A 24,025-nucleotide genomic window follows, 5' to 3' on the forward strand; every position below is an offset into this window, starting at 1 on the left:
CTTTTTTTTCACATGCTGAAAAAGTCTTTCCTGCTCCTTTTCCTGCTCGCCATTACCACTGCGGTAATGGCGCAGCAGGTTGGTGATACGCGCCGGGCGCAGGCCGATCTCGAGAAAACACGCGCGGAGTTGCTCAGTCAGGTGAACCGAACGACGGGCAAGGCCAAAATTGTCAAAAAAATGCTGGACCTCGGCCTGTGGCCGCAAGCCCTGGCCGAGATGAAAACCGGAAAAGGGCTGACGGTGGTTGAAAAGCTGTTGCTGCAAGCCGAATACGACTGGTTGAACAATGACTTCAAAAAGGCCGAAAGCTCCGTCACAAAAGCCCTGTCGCTGGATAAAAATAACCGCTGGGGTCGGCAATTGAAAGCGGTTTTGGCCATTGAAGCCTGGGATTTGCAAAACGCGGTCAAGCAGTGCCGGTCTATTCTGGCCAGCCATCCGACGGATGCAGAAACGTCGATCGTGCTGGGCCGCGCGCTGTTGTTGCAGAAAAACTACACCGAGGCTATGGCCGTTGCCAAAAAGCTTCAGAAGCAGAATCCGTCGCTGGCAGCCGCCTACCAACTGGAAGCCAATGTTTATTTCTGGGATCAGCACCCCGAAAAAGCCGAAGCGCCCCTGGTGAAATCGCTCACGCTCGATCCGTTCAACGCCGATGCCCGTTTCAGCTACGGCTACGCCATCTGGCGCCGGATCGATGCCACGCAGCTCAACGATATGGCAGCTCAGTGGCAACTCGCCCTGAACACCAATCCCCTGCATTTCCAGACGCACTGGCATTGGGGCAACGGCCACACCAACCTGACCTATGCCGACTATGCCGACAAGGATGAGAAAGAAATCCGGGAAAAGCTGAAGGAAGCCGACCGACTGTTTCGGACGAACCAACTGGCCAACGCCCTGGCCGTGACGCACCGGGTCGGCAAGGAATATCCGCAGTCGGTTTTGCCCGCCATGCACCGCGCTTCACTGTATTACAGCGATTTTGACAACCCGAACCGGAAAAGCAACCTGGATTCGGCCGAAACCATCTTCCGGTCTATTCTGGCTACCAAAACCCACTACGGCCCGGCCCACAACGGCTTGTCGGCGGTGATTAAATCCAAGCGAATTCCGTATCTGATGACGTACGATTCGACCACGAACATACTGAAAACCACCCGCATCAGCGACCCGGAGAACTTTGTCAATGTGTTTCCCGACCTGAGCTATTATCCCGGCGACCGGGCCAAGGCGATGGTCTGGAATCAGATGTACACCAGCGTGGTGTATTTCCCCTTCCTGTCCAAACAGGACAATGCCTTTGTGGTGCCGCCCCTGCACATCGACCTGGCGCTGGCCATGCGTGCGCCCCATTTCCGGTACAACACCACCTTTGACAACCGCCAGTGGATGGACATTCGGGGCGTGGGAAGCGGGGCTGCGGCCATTGAATACGTCGAGCGAGGAGCGTATCAGGAACGGAATGTCGTTTTGCACGAATATGTCCACCTGTTCCACGGCCGCGTGCTGACCGATGCCGAAAACCGGCAAATTCGGGCCTTGTATTACAACGCCATGAAAAACGGATTGACGCTGGACTATTACTCCCAGAACAACGAATCGGAGTATTTTGCTCAGACCTACCCGGCGTATTTCGAACCCATGAAAGTGCATCCACTCGACTTCAAGTCGATGAACACGATGGCGGAGTTGAAAGGCCGGGACCCGAAAATGTATGCCTTCCTGGACGCGCTGGTGAAAAAGGAACGGGCGTATCTCAACGGCGACAAGGCGGTGATGGCTTCCAACTGGGCGCAGGTCTACCTGAACATGAGCAACAAAGTTGTCAGAACCGATCCGGCCAAAGCGGCTGCATTTCTGGATACGGCTTTGGTCTACGACAAAAAATACCAGCCCGCTTACCTGGCCTACGCACGACTGAAACAACAGCAGAAAGCGTTTGATCAGGCCTACACGTATATCAAAACCGCCGAAGAAATCGACCCGAACTACGCGCCGGTGTATGCCGCCTATGCGCAGTGGGAAGAAGCGAGCCATACGCCGGACAAAAACCACGACGAGCTGATTAAAACCCAGGCACGTTGGCTGCAAAAGGCGCTGGATCTGGAAAAAGATTACCAGACCCGGGCCACTCTGTCCATTCAGTTGCGGGAAATGTATGTGCAGAATGCGCTCCTGGGACCGGCCATTAAAGCGGCTGAGGACTACGCAGCCAACGGTCCGGATGTCTCGACCTACCTGCGCGACCGGCGCGACGACGCCCGGGCTTTTGCCGCAGCCCGACGCGCCATGCTGGGCCATGCCGACCAGCTCGATGGACTGAAAAAACTCGTGTTGCAACGGCCCCAGAATTATGAGTTACGGGGTTTGTATGCCGACGCCTTGCTGGCGAATGGCCGCTACCAGGAAGCGATTGAAACCATGAAGCAGGTGCAGCGGATTCTGGATGCGGGAAAAAATGCCCGCCCGGATTTTGATCTGCGGATTGCGGAAGGCTATGCCAAACTGCAAAAACCGGATTCCGTGTCGTACTTCCTGACAAAAACCCTGGCGGACAAACAAACCCTGACGGGGCTGTATAAACAACGCCTGGTGCGGCTACTGGCCGAATCCAACCGGTTGCCGGAAGCTGAAACGCTGTACAAAACCCTTTCGACGAAGGGCGATGCGGTTTACCAATCGGCGGCTTTGCAATCGGATGGCGTGTTACAACTTCTGAATAAAAAAACCGGGGAGGCCGTGGCTGCCTTTAAAAAGTCGCTGGCGCAGAATCCGTACAATACCGAAAGTTATGTAGCGCTGGCAAAACTGTATAAGCAAACGGGCCAGCAAACTGAGTTCGATGCCTTAAACGCAATGGTCAACCAACTGGACATCAAACCCGGAAAACTCATAGGCTTATGAACACAGGACTTTCGCTTTTGCCCCTAAATCCCCTAAAGGGGACTTTTGCATCCGGATTAAGCTGCGTCCAAGTCCCCTTTAGGGGATTTAGGGGCAAAAGCGAAAGGGTGATAGAATTATCAGACATAAGTCCTGAACCGGTAACATCTAAAAATCAGTCCTTTTAACCCATCACATCATGAAATACCTTGCTCCCCTCCTGTGGGTGTGCTTTCTGACTACCCTTTCTTCCTTTGCCCAAAACCGCACGCTGAAACTGGATGCGGCCGTAACGACTACCGATCAGGTTACCATTAAAGGCAAAGTGGTGCCCTACAAAGCAACCGCCGGAACGCAACCGGTCTATGATGAAAATGGCAAGCCCATCGCCAGTTTGTTTTACGTCTACTACGAACGTTCCGATGTGACCGACCGGACGACGCGGCCCCTGTTCATTTCTTTCAACGGCGGGCCGGGCGCGGCTTCCTGCTGGATGCACATCGGCTACACCGGTCCCAAGCGCGTCAAAGTCGACAGCGAAGGTTACCCCGTTCAGCCGTATGGCGTTACGGACAATCCGCATTCCATTCTGGACGTGGCCGACATTGTGTACGTAGAACCCGTCAACACCGGTTTTTCGCGGCCCGTCAATGATTCGATTCCAAGATCGAAGTTTTTTGGCGTCAATGCCGACATCAAATACCTGGCCGAGTGGCTGAACATGTTTGTGAGCCGTAAAAACCGCTGGCCGTCGCCCAAATACCTCATCGGCGAAAGCTACGGAACCACGCGGGTATCGGGCCTGGCGCTGGAGTTGCAAAATGCCAACTGGATGTACCTCAACGGCGTGATTCTGGTGTCACCGACGGATTTGGGCATCGACCGGAAAGGGCCGGTGGCCGCTGCCAACATGCTGCCGTATTATGCCGCCACGGCCTGGTACCACAAGGTGTTACCCACCGATTTGCAACAGAAAGACCTCGATGCCATTCTGCCGGAAGTGGAGCAGTTCACCATCAATGAACTGACGCCGGCCATCGTCAAAGGCGGTTTTCTGGAGCCGGAAAAAAGAAAGCAGATGGCAGCTAAAATCGCCCGGTATTCCGGTTTGTCGGAAAAAGTGGTGCTTGAACACAACCTGGCGGTTCCTTCTTCTTTTTACTGGAAAGAACTGTTGCGGGATAAAGGCTTTACGGTGGGTCGGCTCGATTCGCGCTATCTGGGGATCGATCGGCAGGGAGCGGGTGAGCGGCCCGACTATGCGGCTGAATATGATTCCTGGAAACATTCGTTCACACCCGCCATCAATTATTACCTGCGCGAAAAACTGAATTACAAAACCGACCTCAAGTATTTCATTTCCGGCCAAACCGGGCAGTGGGATCGCGCCGGGCAGAATACCGACCGGACGGGCGAAAACCTCCGGCAAGCCGTGGCTCAAAATCCGTATCTCCACGTAATGATTCAATCGGGGTATTACGACGGCGCGACTGATTATTTCAATGCCAAATACAACCTCTGGAACATGGACCCGAGCGGCAAACTGAAAAACCGCCTGCAATGGAAAGGCTACCGGGGCGGTCACATGATGTACCTGCGCGACGAAGACCTTGCCACCTCAACCGAAGACATTCGCGAATTCGTCAAAAAAACCTTGCCAAAACCGGACCAACCCGCCAAATACTAAACCGAACTATTTGATTTTATAACCCCAACAAAACATGAAACAAATTGTAGTTTTACTCCTGCTGGCCGTTACCACGGGTTCCTTGTCTTTTGCGCAACGCCGACAGGGCGGTCCGCCACCGGCGGCTGCGGAAACCACTCCCCGGCCAGCGGGTGCGCCTTCGGCCAAACCCGGCCCCAATGACCTGAGGCTTCCGATGGACTCCACCATAACGACATCGCATACCGTTACGATCAAGGGCGTCAAAGTGCCTTATACGGCCATGGTCGGGACACAGCCGGTCTGGGACGAAGAGGGCAAGCCCATTGCTGGAGTTTTTTATACCTATTACGAACGGACGGACGTCAAAGACCGCACCACCCGCCCGCTGGTCATTTCGTTCAACGGGGGGCCGGGAACCGCATCGGTGTGGATGCACCTGGCCTATACGGGACCCAAATTGCTGAACATCGACAGCGAAGGTTATCCGTTACAGCCGTACACGCTCAAAGACAATCCGAATTCCATTCTGGATGTGGCCGACATCGTCTACATCGATCCGGTAAACACGGGCTATTCCCGCCCGGCCAGCAAAGACGTGCCCCGCTCGAAGTTTTTCGGGGTGAATTCCGACATCAAATATTTGGCCGAATGGCTGAACACCTTCGTAAGCCGCAAAAACCGCTGGCCATCGCCCAAATACCTCATCGGCGAAAGCTACGGAACCACGCGGGTTTCGGGTCTGGCACTGGAGTTGCAAAACGCCAACTGGATGTACCTCAACGGCGTGATTCTGGTGTCACCGACCGATCTGGGGATCGAACGGTCCGGACCAGTGGCGGCTGCCAACATGCTGCCTTTTTATGCGGCCACGGCCTGGTATCACAAAGTGCTGCCCGACGACCTGCAAAAGAAAGACCTGACGGCCATGCTGCCGGAAGTGGAGCAATTTACCATCAACGAGTTTATTCCGGCACTCACGATGGGCGGTTTTCTGGACCCGCAGAAGAAAAAGCAGATTGCCGCCAAAGTCGCCCGGTATTCCGGTTTGTCGGAAAAAGTGGTGCTGGAGCATAACATGGACATTCCGGCGTCTTTCTTCTGGAAGGAGCTGCTACGCGACAAAGGCCATACCGTTGGTCGGCTGGATTCGCGCTATCTGGGAATCGACCGGGAAGATGCGGGCGAGCGTCCGGATTATTCCCCGGAACTGACGTCCTGGCTGCACTCGTTTGCCGCTCCCATCAACTACTATTTCCGGGAATTCCTGAATTACAAAACCGACCTGAAATACTACATGTTCGGGCCGGTGCATCCCTGGGATCGGGCGGGGCAAAATGCCGACCGGTCAGGCGAAAACCTGCGGCAGGCGATGGCCCAGAATCCGTACCTGCATCTGCTGGTCCAATCCGGCTATTACGACGGGGCCTGCGATTACTTCAATGCCCAGTATAATATGTGGCAGATGGACCCCAGCGGAAAACTCAAAACCCGGATGGACTGGAAAGGCTACCGGAGCGGCCACATGATGTATCTGCGTCAGGAAGATCTGGTGACGTCCAACGAAGACATTCGGAATTTCATCAAAAAATCAACGCCGAAGCCCAATCAGCCTGCGAAGTATTGAGGTTGAAGCGGTTTTATTCAACCCATCAACTGACTTCAATTCATAGTAGCTAGCTTCAGTACATTTATCTGATCAGAAGAAAGGCCTGAAGCTAGCTGAAAGGCAACAAAAAAACCGCCCCAAAGTGGGGCGGTTTTTTTGTATAAACGAGTCTGATTAATCCTGGTAGCGAATCAAAAAATAGACCCAATTTGCATACATAACAGTTCATTTACAGCTACTTAACCTCACCGGTTAATAGGTTGTACCCAAAGTTGTACCCAAAACGTAAAAAAAAAGCACAACTAGCTGCATAAGCGAGTACAACCTCAGGCTTTCCCAACTGTTGGGTTAAGGTCCGAATCATGGCTGACTGCTCTTGAACTCTTTGCTCTAAGGATTGAAGATACTGCATTAGGTATCCGTCGTTTCTTGGGTCCGAGTTGGCACTTTGCTTAAGCATCTCGCCCTCTCCCTTAATTAGCCAATCTGTATTGACGTTGGGATAGGCCGTTACTATAGCTTCTATTACGTCAAATCCAGGCTTATTTTTTCCTTCAATTATCGTCCCAACCATAGTATGGGATTTGCCAATTGACTTGGCAAATGCACTCTTATTTGTTCTAAGAGCTTCAATCAGCTTCGAAAAACGATCTCCGATGGTTTGTTCCATGTTGCTTTATCATGTTAAGTGCTTGAAAGAAATCAATTTCTTTTGCTGGTTCAAATTGACCCAAAACCTTCTGTTATTGTAAATTAATTATGCAAACCATACATGAAGCAATGTTACCTATGTATTTATAAGTCATTGATTAACAGGATATTTGAACTATGCCGTATTATTCTCAAAAAATTTTATTAAGATATACTTGCGTTTAAAGAAAGTATATCTGCATATTTGCTTTCGAAATTGTTACACGAATGTAACAAATAATGAAACAAAAATGAAAGCAAACTTGCAATGCTGAATTTCCAACCTCTTTTGTTTCAACAATTTTTAACATTTCCGGGCAATTAAGGCAGAAAAAAGTGATGATTATTTTTTTTTGATTTTACGGTAGAAATACTTCACTTATTGAAACAAGAAGGGCATGGAGATCAAGGAAATGTATGATAAGTTGCGTGAGACTGACATCCAGCGGTATCACGCGTTTCGATCCAGGTTGGTTTTAGCAGATTGTCTAAGCCGATTTGAAAGGACGATTTGTAAGCCGGGCTTCGACTTAAGGCGGGTTGACTTCTGGATCGCTGAATGTATGGTGGAGTATCTGGGGTTTGACTACGAAAACTTTCGGAACAACACCATGCCTGAAACAGCACATTTGTTTGGTCTACAAAATCAAACGGCCTGACCCCATGAATTACCAGCAGCTTTTGCTTTCATTTTTCCGTCAAGAGCCCTTTTCTAACAATTCGGATGCTAAGAAGCGGCTTTTTGAGATCCAGATGATGGAGTCGTTCATGGAGAATCACCTGACGGAACTTACGGGGTGTGTGGAGAAGCTCGTGGTCGACGATCTGGAGCAGATGCAGAGCCTGATCGGTTTTGAGTTGGGAATGGCCCAGATCATTCTGGAGAAGATCCAACTGGAACGTCACGAGTTAATGAATGAACCGGTATGAGCCTGGCCACTGCTTTTCTTAAGTATCTGTATCCGATCCTGTTGACCTTTTTCCTGCTGTTACTGGTCGCGCTGCTGGTGTATCTGCTGTGGGACATGAAACGCATAAGACGGATGGAGTTGGAAGAAAATTGCCTGAGAGCCGAATGGAGGCAGCTTTATGAGCTGGCCATCCGGGACGATGACGAATTACCCATTCCACCCCCAAACCAACCAGTATGATGCTAACACTTACCCAAGTGGTGTTCCGGTATGACGCCGGTGACCTGTCGAACGAATCGGACGAAACGCTGCTGGCGATCCGGACGGGTATTGAGCAGGAACTGGCGACGGCTCCGGACCACATCGACTCCATTTTTGGCCGGTACTTGATTCAGAAATACAATGAAATTGTGGGGTATATCAACCAACTGCTTACAAGGCGGTATGGATGCGACGACTAGTGAAAACGGTCCTTTACCATTTGCCACGATTCGAGTGATTTTGCAACCTTCTTAACTCCCATGCTGATGTCTGATCAGTCTACAGAGATGCTCAATTTCCGGATCAGCCGCATTGAGCACACGTTTGCCCAGTCATCGATGGCCAACGTGTATGCCTATTACCACAGAAAGCTGGAGCAATTTAACCAGGCTCCTCTCTGGAAGCGCATGGTGATGGGGGGCTTTCTCCGACGTAGGTATCTGAAATATATGCTCGACTGGGCCTTGGATGAATATCTGTGGGAATCGACAAGATGGTGAGCCGATGTTTGAGACCAGCCCTACGTTCCGGCAACTGTATGACCAGGCTAAGCGCTTGAAGGAAGAGCGGGAAGCGGCCCTGGTGCGGCTGAAGCAGCCAGACCCGCTGCTCAGTTGGGAGATCGACGAGTTGAAACGGACCATGACACTGTTGGTAGAAACCTTCCGGAAAGTAGTTGCGGAAGGTGCTGAAAAATAAATAGGTAGCACAGAGATAAGCGGATATGCTGACCAGGCATGATTCAGGCCAGCATTCTCAGTAAAGCGGGATGGAGCAGATGGTGGCTCGCTGGGCCCATACCCCAGAGATCGTCGGTTCGAGTCCGGCTCCCGCAACGATGGGCATCCCATCAGAGAAGGTTAAGGGTTTAGGAATATCAACAGCAATACCGGTTGGCACCTGCCGACCGGTATTCTCCACCACTGCCCTGGCTGAGTGGTCAGGCACCTCAGATCAACGAGGGTTAGACAGGTTCGACTCCTGTAGGCAGTTCCACCGAAGTAGGCAACTGAACGGTCTATCGACCGATTTTAAAGCTCCCGACTCCTCCGAAGGGAGTCGGGTACTGACTGACTATTAATCCATTAGGCATGCATCAATACTCTATTGATCAATACGCGTCCTTAACCCGCTGGCACGATCTCGTGGAGCGAATCAACGATGCCCAACCTGAAAAAAGCTATGTGCGGAAGCTGGTCGATGGGCGGGAAATTACGATTGTGAAAAAGCCGAAAGCCATCAACTCGAATGAAAAAGCGACCGGCGAACGTATCATCAAAGACTATATCAGTTACTATCTGCGGTTGATCAAAAAGATGGGCAACCAGGCCCTGGAAAATGGCCCTCCGGGCTTCTACACGAACTCGGTTGAGATTGGTGCCCGGCGGGGTTGCAGCGATAGAACGGCCCGTAGTCACGTCAGAAAGCTGCAAAAACACGGCTTGATCAGCGGATATAAATTCCACGGAAGCAAGCACGATTTTGAGTTGTGGATAAGTCAGGATATTCTGTGGGATTCGCGCATTCGGGAGGCATATAAGCCCGAAAATCGGCCAGCCGAAACCGCATCTTTAGGGCAAATTCTGAAAAATTTTCCGCATACAGTCACTGTGACTCATAGTAACACTGAAACAGAAACTAATAAATGTCCAGATGTTGAGCACGGCGACGAGCGAAAGGCGGTAGGTTTTGTTGAGCACGGGGACACAAAACAGGGCAACACCGAACAGCAACCGCCCAAAACGGCCCATAATGTACCCCCCGATGCGCCAGAAGCCCACCAAGGTTACCATGAACAGGGGGGGGGCGGGCCGGCCGCGCAGACGGCCGGCAATCGGCTTAAGAAGAGCCTGAGCGGCCAAAAGCGTGCAGTGGTGCGTTTGGAGCGAACTGAAGAACAAAAACGGGTAATTCTGGAGGGCTATCTTTCTTCATTCTGGCTTTACGCCAAGCAAATCCTTTACCCCGGTCGAACCTTCAGGGATTTCGAAGACGAATCGGCCATTCGGGCCATCCGGGCAGGGGTATACCGCAATTTTGAATACGAACTGTCTGAAAAAGACTGGGATAAGCTCCAGGAATACTTTTACAGGAGGATTGACCTGGCTGCGGCCTACTACAGCCGCCACGCGGATCGCTGGATTCCGGATCCGTTTGCCAGGCATCGTGAGGGCACTGGCTACTTTGACTGGGAAAACCTGCGGGGATTTAGGGCCACCGGTGCCTGGCTGGAAGACAACCTGCAAAAATACCGACGCAATTATGTCCAGGGACGGATTAGCTGGGCCATCCTCCAACTCCGAAAGCACCGGGACGGAAAAGCCACGAAGCGGCTACAGGCGAAAACGTACATCGATGCGTATCGAACGCTGGAGGAGACGATGGCGAATTACGGTGAAGCGGCCGTCGACCGGTTCAGGAACCTGGCCAGCACCATTGGGCAGCAGAAGCCCCAGATTGTGAAGGGATTCAACCGCAATTTCAAGCAATAATTAAGTTCACTATATACCCTGTTCTCTGATGAATACTGCACAACCAAGGCCGGTTCACAACGCTGATCCGCTGAAACGCCATGCCTGTGTTCAGGCGATTGTCCGGTTTGTCGACGGCAACGTCCGGACGTTCTATAGCCGCGATATTGACTGCCACGGTGTGGCCAGCAAGGCCTGGAAATATCGAAACCTGGGGTATTGGCTGGAATACTGGAAGGTACGGATTGAAAAAGAAACGCCCTCTGGCTGGCAAGGCCGGGTGTTGGAAGGAGGAATTTTTCATAGCTTTGATGGAAACCGGGGCGACCGTATCTGCCAGTATGATCGCTCGAAGGGTTGGCAATATCATTGAGTATGAAAATTCGGATAACCCCCAATGAATTTCTGGGCCTGGTCAATTTCTTATACGGCCGCATTTCTCTGATTACTTCGCTCCAAGGGATGGAGCGAAGTATTTACGACCAAGTACTGCTGGAGTACTGGTCAAAAACGAGCCTGCTTGAAAAGGTTTCTGCCTGGAGACACCGGAATAGCCGTCAACGCTATAGTTTGCCGATGCCGCTGTCGGTGATCCGGATACTGCATCAGGAGATGCAGTTTGCAGAGTTGACGATATATGGCCAGGCATTACTGGCGCGGCTGGATATGGAGTTGGTGAATATCAGCTACTAAAAAAGCCCAAGCTTGGCCCCCGAAGAGTGGAATGTATTATTTATGCCATAAACTCGATCTCGTTTTTATTTAAAATGATGATTTCTTGAATAAAAATGTTTAAATGATGTGAAAATCTTTAATTTTAAGGTTTTTAGAGGTGTTGTTTGATTGATTAAAATCTAGTCAAATAGATTACTTGCCTTAGTAGAAGGTTCTTATTCTTAAATCCTTACACGTTATGGAATTGTCGATCCAACCATTCGCCATTGATAATATACCAGCCAAAGAGCAATTGCCACAGTATATTATGGGGTTTGGGATATATTATAAGGGTATACTACAAGACACTAAAAGACATAGAGACTATTTTCAGCCTATTTTCGAAGCATTCACAAACTCGTTGGAAGCAATAGATTTACGTTCAGATAAAAGTAACAATGGGTCTATTAGTATAAAGATTTTTTTATCTGAAATTGATGGAGGAGAACCAATTTTTCAGCAGTTGAAAATTGAAGATACAGGTATTGGGTTTAATAAAAAGGAGTTTCATAGATTTACAACATATAAAGACAATCAAAAAGGATTCAATAATAGAGGTTCAGGGAGAATACAGCTTATTCATTATTTTGAAGAATGTCATTATGTAAGTGTATATAAAACTGATGATGGTTTTAAAGAAAGAGAATTCGTTTTGTCAAAGAATGAGAAATTCTTGGCTCATAATTCAATAACACTATTGTTGTCAGATAAGCAAACAAATAAGAGTGAAACAGGTACATCTTTAAGGCTTATTGGTGCACTCAAGCCAACGAATAAATTTTTTAATAATCTAAATGCAAAAAACCTAAAAGATTCCATTATTCTTCATTATATACAGTATTTATGTTCTCGACGCGAAAGACTTCCCTTTATTTTAATCGAGCAATACGTGAATGAAGAACTTAAAGATAAGCAGACTATTTCAACTGAAGATGTCCCAGAGATTGATCAAACTAAAATTATTAAAGTTCAATACTCTGCTTTGTCTAGGGATGGTAAAGGTGTCGAAAAGCTGGATAAAAATGAGAGTTTTACTGTGCAATCCTTTAAAATTAACAAAGAAAAGCTCTCAGAAAATAGTGTTAAATTGACGAGTAAAGGAGAAGTAATTAATACACATCATATCTCTTTAGATTGCTTATCAAGTGCTGATGTAATTGATAATAAACGGTATTTATTCTTAGTATCCAGTGCTTATATAGATGATTTAGATGGGAATGTTCGTGGTGATATTAAAATTCTTACAAAAGAAGAATTTAAGAGAGAAAGTAACATTTTTGACAATGGGACAATACTGCTTGAAGATTTAAAAGAAATAACAAATAAATCGATTTTGGAGCTATATCCTGAAATCTCAGCAAAGGTTAAAGAGCATAGTAAAGGTATCGAAAAGTTAAAATCAATGTTTCTAATTAGTGATGATACTATCAAGTCCTTATCTCTAAGTTTAAATGATTCAGAAGAACAGATATTAGAAAAAGTTTATGTTGCTGAGGCAAAAGTTACTGCACAGAAAGACGCTAAAATAAAAGAAAAAATAGATAATCTTGAAGATTTAGATCCAAGTGACAAATCTTTTGAGTCAGAATTTAATAATACAGTAGCGGATTTAGTGAAACAAATACCATTACAAAACAGGACTTCACTCACTCACTATGTAGCTAGGAGGAAGCTCGTTCTAGATTTATTTAAGATTATTTTAAATAAAAAACTTAAGGTTCAACGTGAAGGCCTGAGAAATATAGATGAAAAATTATTGCATAATTTAATTTTTAAGCAAGGATCAAGCGATCCTGGAATAAGTGACTTATGGCTTGTGAATGAAGATTTTATTTATTTTAAAGGTACTTCTGAGGTGAAACTAGGTAATTTGTCAGTTGATGGAGTTAAAATAATGAAGGAAGATCCAACAGAAGAAGAAATAAAATATAGAGACTCTTTAGAAGAAAGGCGATATGACACAAGACCTGACGTGCTATTATTTCCAAGTGAAGGTAAATGTATAATCATTGAATTTAAAAATCCAGATGTAAATGTTTCTGATCATTTAAATCAGATTTCTAACTATGCTAGTATAATCAGAAATCTTTCTAAAGATGCATATAATTTTAAGGTTTTTTATGGTTATCTAGTTGGCGAAAAGTTAGACCCTGGTGATGTTCAAAATAAGGATTCTGCTTTTGTAGAAGCTGTTCACTTCAACTATGTATTTAAACCATATTATAGAATAATTGGGAAGTTTGGTAGGACAGATGGTGCTTTGTACACGGAAGCAATTCAATATTCAACACTTTTAGATAGAGCTGAAAAACGGAATGAAATATTCATTAAAAACTTGACAAATGAATAATTTTATATTGTGGTAAAAAAGAAAAGCCCTCGATCGAGGGCTTTTCTTTTTTACCACAATATAAAATTAGGCAATCTGCACCTGCAAGAGTTCGTTAGCCAATTCATGCACCGCTTTCTCGATCTTTTTAGCTTGTTGTGCTGACGGATGTTTGACCCCTGACGCATACTGTCTTGCCAAAGCCTTATTTATCCCCGCTTTTTCGGCGATCACGTTGATTTTAACGGCGTTGAATACTTCAAAAAACGCCGTCAGATCGTAGACGTAATTGAACTCAATGTCATTGGGATTGACGCCAGCCCAGTACGGATCGTCTTTTAATTCGTGCTCCAACGAATCCGTGACCAAGTCACGAATGTTTTGTGTGATTTCTGCCACGTTGGCCCCAACCGTGGTGTGCAGAAAACCTTCTTTGTCCTCGCCGGGATCATACGAGAGACGGCCCCAGAGTTCGCCGTCGCCCTTTTCTAAGATGATTGTTTGTTTCATTGCTCAGCTTTTCAAAGTGTATTACAAGTGTGAAATTATCCTTTTCAGCATTTAACCTACTCAACCTAAAGAGGAAGGGTGCCCGCTGGAGCGGGCTTCCCTTACTTTAATTTGGCTTGTTTCAGAAGGTCGTTCAGGATGCCGGGTTTCAAATCTTTTTTCCCGTGGTCTGGAATCGAAATGTGACCTTTAATGTCGGGATGTTTGAAAATCCGGTGGCTTCCTTTCCGGCGATCTTCGTACCAGCCTTTTTCCTCGATTAGTTTGATTAGGTCAGATGCCTTCATCGGGGTTGCTTATTTAGTACGTATCAAAGGTAGCCTTTTTGCTACTTATATCCAAATTTTGGAATAGCTTTTTTGCTACTTTTGTGAAAATAATTAGGTAGCAAAAAGGCTACTTTTTTTCTTGAAAACACTTGACTTCGCGGCAATAAAGTGCGTCCTTTGTTCTATCAAACAAACAATATAACACGCAGATAACCAGATGAATATCCAGAAAATGTTAAACAGAAGAATGACTAAAAATGAAATGAAAAACCAAATTCTGGCACTCGAACTAGGCCGCTTCTTTGAGACCAAAATTGAAGGTATGAACGTCGATCCCCACGAGGTGGCCTGGAAGCTGACGCTGGCAGGAATCGCGGTCGAAGTAAACGGATTTAGCTTTTTGACGAAAAGCCGCTGGAAATTAAACACCACGGCCTGCGGCTTTGATTTGATTAGCCCCTTATTGGAAAATGGGATCGATGAATTTATAACGGTTATTCGGGTCGTTGAGGAGATGGGAGCATACATTCAGCGTACTTCATTTAAATAACCCATTCAGTAATAAGACTTTAGCCCGTCTCGATTGAGACGGGCTTTTTGTATTTACCTAGACAAAAAAAGTAGCAAAAAGGCTACTTTTTTTCGATCAGAAACTTGACTTCGCGGCAACAAAGTGCGTGCTTTACATCATCAAAACGGAATGATAACACGCAAATAGCCAGATGAATACGCAGGAAATACTAAATAATAACAGCCTAACCAAAACCGAAAAAATACGCCAGCTTCTGGCTTTAGGATTGACTCGCCGGGAGGTAGCAGACCTGACGGGCGGGAACTACGGATTTGTTCAGAACGTATTTGCTCGCTACTGGCCAGAACGTGTTCAAAGCCGCATCCAGCGCGCAGCCGAGCGGGCTACCGCCTTTACCTTTCCTGCCTTTGACCGGCGCTTCGGGGTTGAAATTGAAGCCTATAATGTAGACCGCCACGTACTGGCCAACGCCCTTTCAGCAGCGGGGATTTCGGTGGAAGTTGAAGGCTACAACCACACTACCCGCAGACATTGGAAAATTGTAACCGACGCCAGCCTGAACGGCCAACAGGCATTTGAATTGGTAAGCCCGATTTTAGAAGGTCAGGCCGGGCTGGATGAAGTAAAAACGGTTTGCCGGGTTTTGAAACAGAAAAACGCCTACATTAACCGAAGCTGCGGCCTGCATGTTCACTTCGACGCCAGCGGGATGGGCCTCGAACAACTAAAAAATATGATTGTTAATTACGCCAATTATGAGCGGGTAATTGATCGATTTATGCCGCAAAGCAGACGCGATAACTACTACTGCAAAAGCGTTAGAACGCTGGCCAGCCGGGTTGAAATCGCCAGAACCATCAACGGATTGGTAAGCCTGCAAGGTGATCGGTATGAGAAAGTTAACCTGCAATCGTATAGCCGCCACCGGACGGTTGAATTTCGCCAGCACAGCGGAACCATTGAATTTTCGAAAATCTCGAACTGGATTTTATTTTTACACAATCTGGTTGAAATGAGCAAGACGCAGCGGATTGACCAACAAACCGCAAATGAAGCCAGCCTGCAGGCATTTCAACAGCCCGAAATTGTAACGTACATTCATAACCGAATCAGCGAGTTAGCCGCATGAAATATTTATTAGAAGATGGAACCGGGGTGGTCGAAGCGGCTACCCCGGCTGAATTGATCGACCAGCTGAAAAACAATGGCCGGTTCACGGCAGAACAAAGCAGGGAAGAGTATATGCGTGAATTTGCCGTTCGCTTTGTGGAATATTATGGCGGTACGGCTCCGCGTACGGATGATCCGGAACGTTTTATCGAAGACCTGGTTAGCCAGGGCTGGCTCAAGGAAACTCCCGATTAAAATTTTGTTGTAGCAGTGGAGTACTCCGGTTTAGCCTGGCGCCGATCGGGGACGACTATTCCGTGGTTGATCCTGAAAAGCCCGTCCCAACAATGACGGGCTTTTTTGTCCTTTTACCTCCCGACGGATCCGTCGATCTTCGCTTCGATAACGATTCTAAGCGATGGCATCCCGATCCCTATTCGACTTAAACCCCCTACTCGCTTACGCCTTTGGCAAGGCCGAAGCGGAGTGGCTCTTGCTGTATCCTGCGGCTCCCAAACCGTTTCTGGTGGCCACGCACCGGTCTAACCAGGAACAACAGGCACTCTACGACCAACCCCGCGACAAAAAGGATAATGATGGCGACGGACAGGTCGACGAAAAAGACGAGTTTGTCAGTAATGCTCGGGCCGGCCAAAGTCCTCACAACTACCTGCCATCTTACGCGTTCGATATTGCTTTTCGCAACAGCAAGGGAGCGACCGACTACAATCTGAAGTGGTTTGTCGACTTCGCCAGGCTGGTTTTGAAAACGCCCGGCATAACCTGGGGCGGGAACTTCAAATCGATCATCGACCGCCCACACTTCGAGTTGACGGATTGGGAAAAACTCGTCAGGAAATGATGAAATTCATCGTATTGGCCGTCCAGTACCTGAAAGGCACGGCTTCGCACCTGGGCACAACCAAGAACCTGGTCCGGGAGGTGGTGGTGGGCGTGATGACGGCCCTTTGTATCTACCTGGTTCTGCACGTAACGATGCCGCCCGAACCCGATGTGGTGGGCGGTTTGCGCGACGTGCTGCGAACTACCCTGCACAACCAGCAACGGGCCGATTCGCTCCAGGCGTGGATCCGCGTGAAGGAAAAACAGGACATTATCGATTCTCTCCAGTATACAATCAGGCAATATGAAGAACGCGACTCGCTTCTGTCTAATCGTAAACTTTCTCCTCTGGGGGCTATGCAGACCATCGTTGGCGCAATCAAAGGAGGAAAAAAAGCAAAGTGACAGTCTGGCGGTGGTGCGGGATTTTGTGGATCTGGCCAAACCGCTCCTGGATAGTCTCACCAAACTCCACTACATCCGGAAGGACGTGGCCGCGCTGCAGGTGAAAGTCATTCTGGCTGAACGCAACCGGGATCAGCTTGCCGTCGAACTGAAAAACTGCATTCAGGATAACGGCAAGCTGGCCAATGAACTCTTCGATACGAAAGACGAGTTGGGCCGACAGAAACAGAAAAACCGCCAGGCTCAGTTGGAGCGGTGGCTGCTGCGCATTGGGGGGGCTGTAGCGCTGTATTTTCAGGTGCGGTCGGTACTATGATTATAGTATATATACTCAGTTAGTGTTACCAAAATGATATATTTATTTGTGAGATCGCGATTTGAAAAATTTTTGTATAAATTTAAGCGAATTTGATAAGAGTAGAAGAAGCTAATATAGATTCGTTTTATGGGTTGCTTACACCCTTGCTAATATACGTAGATAGCTAGTTATGGATTCCTGTAAACTCTAATTATAAATAGAATCGTCTGGTAATTAGAGAATGATCCGTACATAAATTAATTATTTTAGAAAGCATTAAAAGAAAGTAGAGAGATGTATAATAAATTCTTTATTAATTAAATAATCTTAAATCGAACTAACCATTCTAACGACTACAAAATGAAAAAAACTCTCCTTCTATTCTTGTTGTTTCTTTTTGTTTTTGCTGAGTCTTGTAAAGACAAAGATCCAAAGAACAATATCGACCCCAACAACAATACTGACCCTAAAACTGAGGAGTTAGTCAGAGAGCATTTCACAAACTACCAGGTTAATGATCCTCAACTTCCGGTAGCTTTACTAATCCAAAATGATTCGAAAACAGAATCGATAATTGTTTCTGGGAATAGAAATAAAAACAATGCCATTTACCAAATTACCAGCATTCTAGCAATAAATACAAAGATTGGTGGTTCCATAAAGTTAAAATTGGGGAAAGACTATCTTATAGAAGAAATAGAGGCAATTTCAGAGGGTGGTAGACGAGTTGCTTCATTTAGTAACTACAATTTGGGTGCTGGAACGGTCCAAATTCAGATAAAGGACAAGCAAACAAACGCTATTATAGCACCGAACCAACAGATTGTTCTTGGACCTGAAATCGTTACTAATCTTTTAAAATTAAAACAACTTTATGAACGTGATTCTAAAAATGCAAGATTAAAAGCGGAGACATGTACACTTTTAGAAGCCGCCAACCTTGCACTCGGAGTCGCAGCGTGTATAACATCAATAGGTGTAGGAGTCGGCATAGTGGTCAGTTGCTATGTGGCGATTGTAGGCGCACCTTTGTTTGCAATAGGAACAGTTCTTATGTGTATTAACCGTCTTGGTGGAGATGCTGTTGTTACTTATATTACTTGTAAAAGCGCAATAAATGACTTTGAAAAAAAATACGAACCTTGTAAAGAAAATGGTGAAAAAGAACTGGATAAATTGAGATGTTTTCTCACCGGCTGGGACGACTTTCCCTCTTATGAGGAAGCTAAAAAGAAATACGAAGAATGTGAAAAACAACAGGAAGAAAAAGAAAATGAAGAAAACACTGGGGGTGGATGGGGTGATCCTCACCTCACAACAACAGATGGGGTTTATTACGATTTTCAGGGTTTCGGAGAATTTATTTTAGTTAAATCAACTACTGATAACTTCGAAATTCAAGCAAGGCATGAAGGCCCTGGGAATTCAGAGTATGCAACTGTGACCACTGCCTTGGGAATTCAAACTGGAGACGACATTGTTAGTGTACATGCCAAGCCCGCAGCTGTATTTATTAACAATGAAAAACAAAATATCACCTCGGGAACTATCTCACTGAAAAGGGGGGCTTCGATCTCAATTCAGGGTGGAAAGATAAAGGTCATAGCTTCAAGCAAGGACCGGGTTGAAATAGATGTTTATGCGGGGTCTATGAATTACTCACTTTTTTTAAGTCCTGATCGGAAAGGAAAAGTAGAAGGCTTGTTGGGTAACTTTGACGGGAACAAAGAAAACGACCTAAGAACAAAAGAGGGTGAAGTCGTCAAAAACGAATTTGCAAGCCTTTATCCAAAATATGCTGATTCATGGCGGGTTAACAAAAACTTCCTTTTACACTATGAGTCTGGTAAAAATACTGAAGGTTATACAAGAAGAGATTTGCCCAAGCCTCTACCTACTTTTAACAACAGTAAAAGAGATGCGGCAAGAAAGGCTTGTATGGATGCGGGGGTGACTGGAGAACCTTATTTAGGCAATTGCACTTATGATTTATTAGTAACGGACAATCAAGACCTTATAAAAGGGTATGTAGATCTCGTTGCAAATAGGCCGATTGACCCTTCCGCTCCCTCAAACGATGAATACGCAGGAGCAATATCGATTCCCATTAATAATAATGGATATGACTGTGCAAATACTGTCTCCGGGACCACCAACGGTGCGACTGCCAGTGCACAGGCAAGCTGTTCAAGCATTCGCAAAGAAGATGACGTGTGGTTCAAGTTCACTGCGACAGCAGCTGCACATCTACTTACGATATCAGGTGTTCAAGCTGCTCGTGGTAACAGTACTTACCGCAATGTTCAGGTGTTTGAAGCCGTGAATAACGCTCCTGGAGGCAACATTCTTTGTGCGGAAATGACCATGGAAGAAAAATTCCTGACGGGGCTGAAGGTTGGCTCAACTTACTTTGTCAGAGTTTCTACCTGGGCAGAGAATGTCAGACTGAACTTCAAGTTGTGTGTTTCTACACCCCCTGTGCCTCCTGCCAATGATGAATATACGGGTGCTATCGGGCTCCCCATCAATAGTGGATATAATTGTGCAAATACTGTCTCTGGAACCACCAGCGGTGCGACTGCCAGTGCACAGGCAAGCTGTTCAAGCATTCGTAAAGAAGATGACGTGTGGTTCAAGTTCACTGCAACAGCAGCTGCACATCTACTTACGATATCAGGTGTTCAAGCTGCCCATGGCAGCAGCGTTTACCGCAATGTTCAGGTGTTTGAAGCCGTGAATAACGCTCCTGGAGGCAACATTCTTTGTGCGGAAATGACCATGGAAGAAAAATTCCTGACGGGGCTGAAGGTTGGCTCAACTTACTTTGTCAGAGTTTCTACCTGGGCAGAGAATGTCAGACTGAACTTCAAGTTGTGTGTTTCTACCCCCCCTGTGCCTCCTGCCAATGATGAATATACGGGTGCTATCGGGCTCCCCATCAATAGTGGATATAATTGTGCAAATACTGTCTCTGGAACCACCAGCGGTGCGACTGCCAGTGCACAGGCAAGCTGTTCAAGCATTCGTAAAGAAGATGACGTGTGGTTCAAGTTCACTGCAACAGCAGCTGCACATCTACTTACGATATCAGGTGTTCAAGCTGCTCATGGCAGCAGCGTTTACCGCAATGTTCAGGTGTTTGAAGCCGTGAATAACGCTCCTGGAGGCAACATTCTTTGTGCGGAAATGACCATGGAAGAAAAATTCCTGACGGGGCTGAAGGTTGGCTCAACTTACTTTGTCAGAGTTTCTACCTGGGCAGAGAATGTCAGACTGAACTTCAAGTTGTGTGTTTCTACCCCCCCTGTGCCTCCTGCCAATGATGAATATACGGGTGCTATCGGGCTTACTATGGATACCAGCCCAGACTGCAAAAGTTCAACTTCCGGAACCACCAACGGTGCGACTGCTAGTCCTCAAGCAAGCTGTTCGAGTATTCGCAAAGAAGATGACGTGTGGTTCAAGTTCACTGCGACAGCAGCTTCTCACTTACTGAAGATATCAAATATTCAAGCCGTTCATGGCAGCAGCGTTTACCGAAATGTTCAGGTATTCGAAGCCTTAAATGACGCTCCCGGCGGGAATGTTCTTTGCGCGGAAATGACCATGGAACAAAAGGCTTTGACGGGGCTGAAGGTTGGCTCAACTTACTTTGTCAGAGTTTCTACCTGGGCGGAGAATGTTAGACTAGACTTTAAGTTATGCGTTTCTACGAATTAATCCAGCCCATGACAATGGAAAAGGTGGAGTAGTTAACATTGGTACGAGGTGTTTTATGAAGATTATTTCGTTGAGATGAACGATTATTAGTGTAAAAATTACGCCTATAGTATAGGAAACTTTCTCTTACTCTGCTGACTGATCTAAAGGCAGTCTTTAGATCAGTCAGCAATTTTTGGGACAAGTAACTCATTCGCTACTAGACCATTTTTGTGTCCTTTTTTAACCCCGGGGCTTTCTGGAAACTTGCCAAAAACTTGATTTTCCAATGGAATTGAGCCCCCAGAAAGCCGATCGGCTGGAGCGGTTTCGGGATCACCTGCACCGGGACGCACCGCTGGCTGAAAAAGACCAGCTGTTGATGCAGCGTTATAATTTCGCCTACACCCAACTCTGCGAGGGTGAATCCAGCCGGGAAGTTGTCACCCTTCTTATGAAGGCCTATGGACTCTCTCAGAGCCAGGCCTACAACATCGTCAACGACGCGCTTTCGATTTTCGGAGGCAATCCCACCAAAGCCATCAAAGAAGGTAAAAAGGCCGTGTATGTCATCCGCCTGGAGGAATTGGCCGACAAGCTCGACGAAGAAGGCGAGTATGAAGCAGCCGCTAACGTGTTGCTAAAAGCCGGAAAACTCCAGGGTATGACCGAAAAAGAAGGCCTGCATCTCGACCCCCGCCTGTTTTTACCCAAACCGAATTTGATTTTCACTGACGATTTGACGGCACTGGAAATCCTTAAAAATGACGTGGAAGATGGAGAAGCCGAAGTTGTCGACTGAAAAGGCCAATCTGGTATACGTCTTTCCCAAACAGAAGCTGTTTCTGGGAAGCACCGCGCAGCGCAAAACCCTGCTGGCCGGCCGGGCCTTCGGCAAGACGTTTCTGCTGCTGGTTTGTATGGCCTACTTTGCGCGGTATATGCACCGTGCCAAATTCTTTCTGGCCGGCCTGACTTTCGCCCAGTTGTTGAACATCGTGCTGGTCGATATGGCCGATGCGTTTCGGGGGCTGGGTTGGCAACCGTACGACGAAAAAACGGGAATGGGTCATTACGTAGTTTGCAAGGAGCCCCCCGCCCACTGGCCCCGACCCTACAAAGCCCCCAAGACCTGGGATCGGTGCGTTTCTTTTATCACCGGATTCTGCCTGCAGATGCTCAGTTTTGAAAGGCCCGATTCAAACCGGGGGGGTAATTACGACGGCGGCCTGATCGACGAATCGGCGCTGTTCAAGGATGAGTGGGTCAAAACCATCCTGATGCCCATGCTGTTTCGGGCCAATACGCACCGGTTTGCGGGCAACTGGATGCACAATTCTCTCTACGATTTTACCTCCAATCCCTGGCATGAGTCGGGCAAATGGGTCTTCCTGACCGAGGAACTCATGAAAAAAGACCCTACCAAGTATTTTTTTATTGAGGGTAATTGTGATGATAACCCACTTTTGCACCCTGACTATAAGAAGAACCAGGAGGAGCTATTGTCTCCCCTGCAATTCCGGATCGAGGTCTTAAACGAGCGCATTGCCAAACTGCCCAACTGTTATTACCCTTCCTTTGAGTTCGAGAAGCATTGCTCTACGGACACCTATAAGTACGACCAGAACGACTCTGGCGTATGGGTGCCAACGTTCAGTGACTACAATCCCACCAAAGCCCTGGAACTATCCTTCGACTTTAACGCGGCCATTTGTTCGGTGGCGGTTTGCCAGGAGGGGGCCAAAGAACTGCGGTTTATCAATAGCCTCTATGCAAAGGTGGCCGATCCCAACCGCACCCTGGTAGAGACGCTGGCCTGGCGGGTGGTGGCTACCTACCACCAGCAGAGCAAGAAAGAAATCTTCCTGTATGGTGATGCCTATGGTGAATCCAAATCAGCAGGTTCGAACGATACCTTCTTCGACCTGGTGCGAGCCGTGTTCAGGCTCGCTGGCTGGAAGGTGTTCGACCGGATCCTGAAGACCAACCCTGAACACGTTGACAAGTTCAACCTGATCGATAAGCTGCTGCTGGAGACCGATGATCGCTTCCCTCGCTTACGGATCAACCAACACACCTGCAAAGCACTGATCATCTCGATGCAGAACTCACCCATCCTGCCAACCTTTGCCAAAGACAAGCGAAGTGAGCGAACAACGATCAATCAGGAGTACGCAACCCACTTGAGCGACTGCTTCGATTACATTTTGTATTACAAATATTCCACAGCGAAGAAGCCCAAAGGCACGAAGCAGATCCGCTTCCTCTGAAGCGCGCACCCCCCTTTCATATATTCGGAAAACGCGGACCGGTAATTACCGAAACCAGACAGGGTGTTTGATAGCCCTTAGAGATTATTGGAAAATAAGGGGCCGGTTTAGAAAATAAGGCTCGCCAACTCCCTGAGCGCAACCCGTTTGCCCGAAAATGGCATTGGAAGACTTTTTCGGGCAAAAATCGTCCTTTTTCGCCCGGTAACAGCATTTCACCTTTGACTATGGATCATACATTGACCGTGGAGCAATTTTTCAAACTTCTCCACGACCCCATCAACGACGGCTTTTCGATCCGCTACCGGCGTAAGGAAGACGGTGCGACGGGTGAGCGGCACGGCTGCAAGAAAAGCCGGAAGAACACGGGGGTAAAAGCCCGGAACGGAACGGCTCCGAAGGCTGGCCTGCGCTATGATTTGCTCGAAAAGGGCATCGTATTGCTGGAAGATGAAAAAGGGAATTTCTTTTCCCTCCGGAACCGGTTGCTGATGGCTTACCGGTTCCGGGATCAACGTGAATGGTATCGCATTAAACACTCGTGGTAAA

The 24,025-nt window shown here is 47.4% G+C and carries 25 protein-coding genes and 2 tRNA genes; 24 read left to right on the forward strand and 3 right to left on the reverse strand.

Annotated features, from left to right (window positions below; genetic code table 11):
• Nucleotides 1-12: 12 nt before the first annotated feature.
• The 3 genes from ACS5NO_RS17365 to ACS5NO_RS17375 all read left to right on the forward strand — a co-directional run bounded on the left by ACS5NO_RS17365 (nucleotide 13) and on the right by ACS5NO_RS17375 (nucleotide 6,182).
• Complete coding sequence (locus ACS5NO_RS17365) at nucleotides 13-2,910, forward strand: tetratricopeptide repeat protein (RefSeq protein WP_439416334.1); 2,898 nt, start codon at nucleotides 13-15, stop codon at nucleotides 2,908-2,910.
• Between the two features lie 178 nt (nucleotides 2,911-3,088).
• On the forward strand, nucleotides 3,089-4,576 hold the full coding sequence (locus ACS5NO_RS17370; protein ID WP_439416335.1) for a S10 family peptidase: 1,488 nt from the start codon (nucleotides 3,089-3,091) through the stop codon (nucleotides 4,574-4,576).
• A 34-nt stretch (nucleotides 4,577-4,610) separates the two neighbouring features.
• Entirely contained in the window at nucleotides 4,611-6,182 is a 1,572-nt protein-coding gene (locus ACS5NO_RS17375; protein WP_439416336.1) for a S10 family peptidase, read from the forward strand.
• A 217-nt stretch (nucleotides 6,183-6,399) separates the two neighbouring features.
• Here ACS5NO_RS17375 and ACS5NO_RS17380 read toward each other — a convergent pair whose 3' ends face one another.
• The gene (locus ACS5NO_RS17380) at nucleotides 6,400-6,834 is read right to left on the reverse strand and encodes a hypothetical protein (protein WP_439416337.1); all 435 of its coding nucleotides are present in this window, start codon (nucleotides 6,832-6,834) and stop codon (nucleotides 6,400-6,402) included.
• Nucleotides 6,835-7,607: 773 nt separating this feature from the next.
• Between ACS5NO_RS17380 and ACS5NO_RS17385 the strand changes: the two genes are divergently transcribed.
• The 11 genes from ACS5NO_RS17385 to ACS5NO_RS17435 all read left to right on the forward strand — a co-directional run bounded on the left by ACS5NO_RS17385 (nucleotide 7,608) and on the right by ACS5NO_RS17435 (nucleotide 13,561).
• Complete coding sequence (locus ACS5NO_RS17385; RefSeq protein WP_439416338.1) at nucleotides 7,608-7,784, forward strand: hypothetical protein; 177 nt, start codon at nucleotides 7,608-7,610, stop codon at nucleotides 7,782-7,784.
• Complete coding sequence (locus ACS5NO_RS17390) at nucleotides 7,781-8,005, forward strand: hypothetical protein (protein ID WP_439416339.1); 225 nt, start codon at nucleotides 7,781-7,783, stop codon at nucleotides 8,003-8,005. The genes ACS5NO_RS17385 and ACS5NO_RS17390 overlap by 4 nt, the downstream gene beginning before the upstream one ends.
• On the forward strand, nucleotides 8,005-8,226 hold the full coding sequence (locus tag ACS5NO_RS17395; protein WP_439416340.1) for a hypothetical protein: 222 nt from the start codon (nucleotides 8,005-8,007) through the stop codon (nucleotides 8,224-8,226). The genes ACS5NO_RS17390 and ACS5NO_RS17395 overlap by 1 nt, the downstream gene beginning before the upstream one ends.
• 66 nt (nucleotides 8,227-8,292) lie before the next feature.
• Nucleotides 8,293-8,526, forward strand: a complete 234-nt coding sequence (locus ACS5NO_RS17400) for a hypothetical protein (RefSeq protein WP_439416341.1) — start codon at nucleotides 8,293-8,295, stop codon at nucleotides 8,524-8,526.
• A 4-nt stretch (nucleotides 8,527-8,530) separates the two neighbouring features.
• On the forward strand, nucleotides 8,531-8,725 hold the full coding sequence (locus tag ACS5NO_RS17405) for a hypothetical protein (protein WP_439416342.1): 195 nt from the start codon (nucleotides 8,531-8,533) through the stop codon (nucleotides 8,723-8,725).
• Between the two features lie 64 nt (nucleotides 8,726-8,789).
• Nucleotides 8,790-8,862 (forward strand) — tRNA-Met (locus ACS5NO_RS17410).
• An 86-nt stretch (nucleotides 8,863-8,948) separates the two neighbouring features.
• Nucleotides 8,949-9,022, forward strand: a tRNA-Ser gene (locus ACS5NO_RS17415).
• A 95-nt stretch (nucleotides 9,023-9,117) separates the two neighbouring features.
• Entirely contained in the window at nucleotides 9,118-10,518 is a 1,401-nt protein-coding gene (locus ACS5NO_RS17420) for a hypothetical protein (RefSeq protein ID WP_439416343.1), read from the forward strand.
• A gap of 28 nt (nucleotides 10,519-10,546) precedes the next feature.
• Nucleotides 10,547-10,870, forward strand: a complete 324-nt coding sequence (locus tag ACS5NO_RS17425) for a hypothetical protein (protein ID WP_439416344.1) — start codon at nucleotides 10,547-10,549, stop codon at nucleotides 10,868-10,870.
• 2 nt (nucleotides 10,871-10,872) lie between these two features.
• Entirely contained in the window at nucleotides 10,873-11,190 is a 318-nt protein-coding gene (locus ACS5NO_RS17430) for a hypothetical protein (RefSeq protein ID WP_439416345.1), read from the forward strand.
• 220 nt (nucleotides 11,191-11,410) lie between these two features.
• Nucleotides 11,411-13,561: an ATP-binding protein gene (locus ACS5NO_RS17435; protein ID WP_439416346.1), complete on the forward strand. Its 2,151-nt coding sequence runs from the start codon at nucleotides 11,411-11,413 to the stop codon at nucleotides 13,559-13,561.
• Nucleotides 13,562-13,627: 66 nt separating this feature from the next.
• Here the strand turns inward: ACS5NO_RS17435 and ACS5NO_RS17440 are convergent, their stop codons facing one another.
• Together ACS5NO_RS17440 and ACS5NO_RS17445 are read right to left on the reverse strand one after the other, a co-directional pair.
• Nucleotides 13,628-14,050, reverse strand: coding sequence for a hypothetical protein (locus tag ACS5NO_RS17440; RefSeq protein ID WP_439416347.1), 423 nt, complete (start codon nucleotides 14,048-14,050; stop codon nucleotides 13,628-13,630).
• A 101-nt stretch (nucleotides 14,051-14,151) separates the two neighbouring features.
• Complete coding sequence (locus ACS5NO_RS17445; protein WP_439416348.1) at nucleotides 14,152-14,337, reverse strand: type II toxin-antitoxin system HicA family toxin; 186 nt, start codon at nucleotides 14,335-14,337, stop codon at nucleotides 14,152-14,154.
• Between the two features lie 199 nt (nucleotides 14,338-14,536).
• Here ACS5NO_RS17445 and ACS5NO_RS17450 point away from each other — a divergent pair, with 199 nt between their 5' ends.
• The 10 genes from ACS5NO_RS17450 (at nucleotide 14,537) to ACS5NO_RS17495 (ending at nucleotide 24,024) form a co-directional block, all read left to right on the forward strand.
• On the forward strand, nucleotides 14,537-14,869 hold the full coding sequence (locus ACS5NO_RS17450; protein WP_439416349.1) for a hypothetical protein: 333 nt from the start codon (nucleotides 14,537-14,539) through the stop codon (nucleotides 14,867-14,869).
• 172 nt (nucleotides 14,870-15,041) lie between these two features.
• Entirely contained in the window at nucleotides 15,042-15,980 is a 939-nt protein-coding gene (locus ACS5NO_RS17455) for an amidoligase family protein (RefSeq protein ID WP_439416350.1), read from the forward strand.
• On the forward strand, nucleotides 15,977-16,216 hold the full coding sequence (locus ACS5NO_RS17460) for a hypothetical protein (protein ID WP_439416351.1): 240 nt from the start codon (nucleotides 15,977-15,979) through the stop codon (nucleotides 16,214-16,216). The genes ACS5NO_RS17455 and ACS5NO_RS17460 overlap by 4 nt, the downstream gene beginning before the upstream one ends.
• Nucleotides 16,217-16,379: 163 nt before the next feature.
• Nucleotides 16,380-16,823: a M15 family metallopeptidase gene (locus ACS5NO_RS17465; RefSeq protein ID WP_439416352.1), complete on the forward strand. Its 444-nt coding sequence runs from the start codon at nucleotides 16,380-16,382 to the stop codon at nucleotides 16,821-16,823.
• The gene (locus ACS5NO_RS17470) at nucleotides 16,820-17,209 is read left to right on the forward strand and encodes a hypothetical protein (protein ID WP_439416353.1); all 390 of its coding nucleotides are present in this window, start codon (nucleotides 16,820-16,822) and stop codon (nucleotides 17,207-17,209) included. Before ACS5NO_RS17465 ends, ACS5NO_RS17470 begins: the two co-directional genes overlap by 4 nt.
• A complete protein-coding gene (locus ACS5NO_RS17475) occupies nucleotides 17,175-17,525 on the forward strand; it encodes a hypothetical protein (protein WP_439416354.1) in 351 nt (116 codons plus the stop codon). Before ACS5NO_RS17470 ends, ACS5NO_RS17475 begins: the two co-directional genes overlap by 35 nt.
• A gap of 342 nt (nucleotides 17,526-17,867) precedes the next feature.
• Nucleotides 17,868-21,227, forward strand: coding sequence for a VWD domain-containing protein (locus tag ACS5NO_RS17480; RefSeq protein WP_439416355.1), 3,360 nt, complete (start codon nucleotides 17,868-17,870; stop codon nucleotides 21,225-21,227).
• Nucleotides 21,228-21,495: 268 nt separating this feature from the next.
• A complete protein-coding gene (locus tag ACS5NO_RS17485) occupies nucleotides 21,496-22,008 on the forward strand; it encodes a hypothetical protein (protein ID WP_439416356.1) in 513 nt (170 codons plus the stop codon).
• Nucleotides 21,983-23,476 (forward strand): hypothetical protein, encoded by a 1,494-nt coding sequence (locus tag ACS5NO_RS17490; protein WP_439416357.1) that lies wholly within the window; start codon nucleotides 21,983-21,985, stop codon nucleotides 23,474-23,476. The genes ACS5NO_RS17485 and ACS5NO_RS17490 overlap by 26 nt, the downstream gene beginning before the upstream one ends.
• Before the next feature lie 227 nt (nucleotides 23,477-23,703).
• The gene (locus ACS5NO_RS17495) at nucleotides 23,704-24,024 is read left to right on the forward strand and encodes a hypothetical protein (RefSeq protein WP_439416358.1); all 321 of its coding nucleotides are present in this window, start codon (nucleotides 23,704-23,706) and stop codon (nucleotides 24,022-24,024) included.
• The last annotated feature ends 1 nt before the right edge of the window (nucleotide 24,025 follow it).

Source organism: Larkinella fluvii (genome assembly GCF_051857545.1).
Lineage (GTDB): Bacteria > Bacteroidota > Bacteroidia > Cytophagales > Spirosomataceae > Larkinella.

What these genes read in the sequence shown, in the direction of transcription:
- ACS5NO_RS17370 (WP_439416335.1), top strand. Translation starts at nt 3,089, where the DNA reads ATGAAATACCTTGCTCCCCTCCTGTGGGTGTGCTTTCTGACTACCCTT.
- ACS5NO_RS17390 (WP_439416339.1), top strand. Translation starts at nt 7,781, where the DNA reads ATGAGCCTGGCCACTGCTTTTCTTAAGTATCTGTATCCGATCCTGTTG.
- ACS5NO_RS17440 (WP_439416347.1), bottom strand. Translation starts at nt 14,050, where the DNA reads ATGAAACAAACAATCATCTTAGAAAAGGGCGACGGCGAACTCTGGGGC.
- ACS5NO_RS17435 (WP_439416346.1), top strand. Translation starts at nt 11,411, where the DNA reads ATGGAATTGTCGATCCAACCATTCGCCATTGATAATATACCAGCCAAA.
- ACS5NO_RS17445 (WP_439416348.1), bottom strand. Translation starts at nt 14,337, where the DNA reads ATGAAGGCATCTGACCTAATCAAACTAATCGAGGAAAAAGGCTGGTAC.
- ACS5NO_RS17490 (WP_439416357.1), top strand. Translation starts at nt 21,983, where the DNA reads ATGGAGAAGCCGAAGTTGTCGACTGAAAAGGCCAATCTGGTATACGTC.
- ACS5NO_RS17405 (WP_439416342.1), top strand. Translation starts at nt 8,531, where the DNA reads ATGTTTGAGACCAGCCCTACGTTCCGGCAACTGTATGACCAGGCTAAG.
- ACS5NO_RS17430 (WP_439416345.1), top strand. Translation starts at nt 10,873, where the DNA reads ATGAAAATTCGGATAACCCCCAATGAATTTCTGGGCCTGGTCAATTTC.
- ACS5NO_RS17425 (WP_439416344.1), top strand. Translation starts at nt 10,547, where the DNA reads ATGAATACTGCACAACCAAGGCCGGTTCACAACGCTGATCCGCTGAAA.
- ACS5NO_RS17480 (WP_439416355.1), top strand. Translation starts at nt 17,868, where the DNA reads ATGAAAAAAACTCTCCTTCTATTCTTGTTGTTTCTTTTTGTTTTTGCT.
- ACS5NO_RS17495 (WP_439416358.1), top strand. Translation starts at nt 23,704, where the DNA reads ATGGATCATACATTGACCGTGGAGCAATTTTTCAAACTTCTCCACGAC.
- ACS5NO_RS17400 (WP_439416341.1), top strand. Translation starts at nt 8,293, where the DNA reads ATGTCTGATCAGTCTACAGAGATGCTCAATTTCCGGATCAGCCGCATT.
- ACS5NO_RS17460 (WP_439416351.1), top strand. Translation starts at nt 15,977, where the DNA reads ATGAAATATTTATTAGAAGATGGAACCGGGGTGGTCGAAGCGGCTACC.
- ACS5NO_RS17420 (WP_439416343.1), top strand. Translation starts at nt 9,118, where the DNA reads ATGCATCAATACTCTATTGATCAATACGCGTCCTTAACCCGCTGGCAC.
- ACS5NO_RS17365 (WP_439416334.1), top strand. Translation starts at nt 13, where the DNA reads ATGCTGAAAAAGTCTTTCCTGCTCCTTTTCCTGCTCGCCATTACCACT.
- ACS5NO_RS17380 (WP_439416337.1), bottom strand. Translation starts at nt 6,834, where the DNA reads ATGGAACAAACCATCGGAGATCGTTTTTCGAAGCTGATTGAAGCTCTT.
- ACS5NO_RS17375 (WP_439416336.1), top strand. Translation starts at nt 4,611, where the DNA reads ATGAAACAAATTGTAGTTTTACTCCTGCTGGCCGTTACCACGGGTTCC.
- ACS5NO_RS17385 (WP_439416338.1), top strand. Translation starts at nt 7,608, where the DNA reads ATGATGGAGTCGTTCATGGAGAATCACCTGACGGAACTTACGGGGTGT.
- ACS5NO_RS17470 (WP_439416353.1), top strand. Translation starts at nt 16,820, where the DNA reads ATGATGAAATTCATCGTATTGGCCGTCCAGTACCTGAAAGGCACGGCT.
- ACS5NO_RS17395 (WP_439416340.1), top strand. Translation starts at nt 8,005, where the DNA reads ATGCTAACACTTACCCAAGTGGTGTTCCGGTATGACGCCGGTGACCTG.
- ACS5NO_RS17485 (WP_439416356.1), top strand. Translation starts at nt 21,496, where the DNA reads ATGGAATTGAGCCCCCAGAAAGCCGATCGGCTGGAGCGGTTTCGGGAT.
- ACS5NO_RS17465 (WP_439416352.1), top strand. Translation starts at nt 16,380, where the DNA reads ATGGCATCCCGATCCCTATTCGACTTAAACCCCCTACTCGCTTACGCC.
- ACS5NO_RS17450 (WP_439416349.1), top strand. Translation starts at nt 14,537, where the DNA reads ATGAATATCCAGAAAATGTTAAACAGAAGAATGACTAAAAATGAAATG.
- ACS5NO_RS17455 (WP_439416350.1), top strand. Translation starts at nt 15,042, where the DNA reads ATGAATACGCAGGAAATACTAAATAATAACAGCCTAACCAAAACCGAA.